Annotated in this window: 2 protein-coding genes; both read right to left on the bottom strand. The window is 66.1% G+C overall.

Going from position 1 to position 3,530, the window contains the following annotated elements; all coding sequences use genetic code 11:
- Window positions 1–580: 580 nt before the first annotated feature.
- Window positions 581–2,854 (bottom strand): polyribonucleotide nucleotidyltransferase, encoded by a 2,274-nt coding sequence (locus LDL21_RS14105; protein WP_181696899.1) that lies wholly within the window; start codon window positions 2,852–2,854, stop codon window positions 581–583.
- 392 nt (window positions 2,855–3,246) lie between these two features.
- Complete coding sequence (rpsO, locus tag LDL21_RS14100; protein ID WP_067492627.1) at window positions 3,247–3,516, bottom strand: 30S ribosomal protein S15; 270 nt, start codon at window positions 3,514–3,516, stop codon at window positions 3,247–3,249.
- Between the last annotated feature and the right edge of the window lie 14 nt (window positions 3,517–3,530).

Raw genomic sequence — 3,530 nt, 5'->3', positions numbered from 1 at the left:
TGCAACACTGCCTTCCATCTACCGGCCGCGGGTAACGCCACGCAGCCGCGAAAAACTCTCGGAACTCCCCCGGCTCGCACCGGGTCGGGGATCGGCGCACGGACGGCCAACCCCGGGCACCCTGCCCGAAATCCGCCCGCTCACACCGGAATTCAGTGCGATCGGCTATGACACGATCGCGACATTCCAGCTCGTCGCCACACAACCAGCAATGACTCGGTTATCTCCCGACCTCCATCGTCAACCCCGACACCCGACACACGCGCCCGTAGACGACTGAAGCGTATTCGTTTCGATAATAAACCGGACCAGATTCCGTCAAAATCTCGTACTCGGGAGTAATTCACCAGAATCCGACGGCGCCGGGCAACCCGGCCGCACACGCCGAACCGGCAGCCGCCCGCCCGGTGCACCCACGGGCTACGTCACTGCTGCCGCCACAGATTCGTACTGTGTCAGGACACACTAGGCGAGCCAACGTTGCATCACCGTTGCATCCGAGTGATGCACGCCACTACACCCCGAACACGACGAAGCCCCCCGCCATCGTGCTCGGCGGGGGGCTTACGGTGCCTGAGAGTTACTCGGCGGAGGCGTCCTCGGTGTCGGCCGACTCGGCGGGCGCGGCGGCCTCGTCCTCGACCGGGACCAGCGAGATCTTGCCGCGGTTGTCGATATCGGCGATCTCCACGCGCAGCTTGTCGCCGACGTTGACCACGTCCTCGACCTTGGCCACGCGCTTGCCGTTGCCCAGCTTGGAGATGTGCACCAGACCGTCGCGGCCCGGCAGCAGCGAGACGAACGCACCGAAGGCGGTGGTCTTGACGACCGTGCCGAGGAAGCGCTCGCCGACCTTGGGCAGCTGCGGGTTGGCGATGGCGTTGATCATGTCGATCGCGGCCTGGGCCGACGGCCCGTCGGTCGCACCGACGAACACGGTGCCGTCATCCTCGATGGAGATGTTGGCGCCGGTTTCCTCGGTGATCTGGTTGATCATCTTGCCCTTGGGGCCGATGACCTCACCGATCTTGTCGACCGGGATCTTGATCGCGGTGACGCGCGGGGCGTACGGGCTCATCTCGTCCGGGGTGGCGATGGCCTCGGCCATCACGTCCAGGATGGTGGTGCGGGCGTCGTGCGCCTGGTTCAGCGCACCGGCCAGCACCTGCGAGGGGATGCCGTCGAGCTTGGTGTCGAGCTGCAGGGCGGTGACGAAGTCACGGGTACCGGCAACCTTGAAGTCCATGTCGCCGAAGGCATCCTCGGCACCGAGGATGTCGGTGAGGGCCACGTAGCGGACCTCGTCGACACCCTGGTCGTTGGTGATGGTGTCGGAAACCAGGCCCATGGCGATACCCGCGACCGGCGCCTTCAGCGGCACACCGGCGTTGAGCAGCGACAGGGTCGAGGCGCACACCGAACCCATCGAGGTGGAGCCGTTGGAGCCGAGCGCCTCCGAGACCTGACGGATGGCGTAGGGGAACTCCTCCTGCGAGGGCAGCACCGGCATCAGCGCGCGCTCGGCCAGGGCGCCGTGGCCGATCTCGCGACGCTTCGGCGAACCGACGCGACCGGTCTCACCGGTGGAGAACGGCGGGAAGTTGTAGTGGTGCATGTAGCGCTTGGAGGTCTCCGGGCCGAGCGAGTCGACCTGCTGAGCCATCTTCACCATGTCGAGGGTGGTGACGCCCATGATCTGGGTCTCGCCACGCTCGAACAGCGCCGAACCGTGGGCGCGCGGGATCACGTCGACCTCGGCGGACAGCTCACGGATGTCGGCAAGGCCGCGACCGTCGATGCGGAAGCCGTCGGTCAGGATGCGCTGGCGGACCAGCTTCTTGGTGACCGAGCGGAACGCGGCACCCAGCTCCTTCTCACGACCGGCGAAGTCCTCACCGAGACGCGACAGCACCTCGACCTTGATCTCATCGATCTTGGCTTCGCGGGCCTGCTTGTCGGCGATGCTCAGCGCCTGGTTCAGCTCGACCTTCGAGGTGCCCTCGACAGCCTCGAACACGTCGGGGCCGTACGGCGGGAAGAGCGGGAACTCCTGGGTGGGCTTGGCGGCCAGCGCGGCCAGGTCGGCCTGGGCGCGGACCAGGCGCGCGATGAACGGCTTGGCGGCTTCCAGACCCTCGGCGACCACGGCCTCGGTCGGCGCCTGGGCACCATCCTCGATCAGCGCGATCACCTTGTCGGTGGCCTCGGCCTCGACCATCATGATGGCGACATCACCGGTGTCGGTGACGCGGCCCGCGACGACCATGTCGAAGACAGCGCCCTCGAGCTGCTCGACGGTCGGGAACGCCACCCACTGGCCGCTGATCAGGGCCACGCGCACGCCACCGATCGGACCCGAGAACGGGATGCCCGACAGCTGGGTGGATGCCGAGGCGCCGTTGATGGCCAGCACGTCGTAGAGGTCCTGGGGGTCAAGGCTCAGCACGGTGACCACGACCTGGATCTCGTTGCGCAGACCGTCGATGAAGGTCGGGCGCAGCGGACGGTCGATCAGGCGGCAGGTCAGGATCGCGTCGGTGGAGGGACGACCCTCGCGACGGAAGAACGAGCCGGGGATGCGGCCCGCGGCGTACATGCGCTCTTCGACGTCGACCGTCAGCGGGAAGAAGTCGAACTGGTCCTTGGGGTGCTTACCGGCGGTGGTCGCCGACAGCAGCATGGTCTCGTCGTCCAGGTAGGCGACGACGGAGCCGGCGGCCTGCTTGGCCAGACGGCCGGTTTCGAAGCGGATGGTGCGGGTGCCGAAGCTACCGTTGTCGATCAGCGCGACCGATTCGAAAACACCGGGTTCGACCTCGACCGCAGTCGATGCACGTTCAGTTGTCTGCGTCATATTTCTCTCTCGACCTCTCGTCTCGCCGATTCGCGCGGCCGATGCCAGGCGTACTCGCCTGATGGGCGCGAACCAGCTTTTCGTCAGCCGTACCGGACACGGACACGCGACAACCCTCCTGGCTGTCACGCGCAGCACCCGGCCGTATCCCCTTGGAAGCGGCGACGCGGTGGCGGTCATCGATCGAAGCCCGACGGCGGTAGAACATCGCCTGCCGAAAGGCCACTACCGAAGACCGACGCCACGTGGACGGATGCACACGGCTGTCACATGTTGTAGTGCACCCGGAAACCCCATGGTCTCCGAATACACGAATAGCCAACAGAAAGAAGTGTACTTCTTCCTGTTGGCTACTCGCCGACCGCCTCAGCGTGGAGGCGTGTCGTAGCAGATCAGCGGCGCAGGCCGAGACGCTCGATGAGCGAACGGTAGCGGTTGATGTCCTTGGCCTGCAGGTACTTCGACAGGCGACGACGACGACCGATCAGGGCCAGCAGGCCGTGGCGGGTGTGGTGATCGTGCTTGTGCTGCTTGAGGTGCTCGGTCAGGTCCGAGATCCGCTTCGACAGCAGCGCGATCTGCGCCTCCGGCGAACCGGTGTCCTTCTCGTGCAGGCCGTACTCGGCCAGGATGGCCGACTTCTGCTCAGTGGTCAGCGCCATGTGGCTCGACTCCT

This window comes from Nocardia rosealba (genome assembly GCF_020216065.1).
In the GTDB taxonomy this organism is placed as follows: domain Bacteria; phylum Actinomycetota; class Actinomycetes; order Mycobacteriales; family Mycobacteriaceae; genus Nocardia; species Nocardia rosealba.
Note: the sequence above shows the minus strand (reverse complement) of the source record. Positions and strands in the feature narration are given on the sequence as shown.

Coding starts and splice junctions, on each gene's coding strand:
- LDL21_RS14105 (WP_181696899.1), bottom strand. CDS start 2,854: ATGACGCAGACAACTGAACGTGCATCGACTGCGGTCGAGGTCGAACCC.
- rpsO (WP_067492627.1), bottom strand. CDS start 3,516: ATGGCGCTGACCACTGAGCAGAAGTCGGCCATCCTGGCCGAGTACGGC.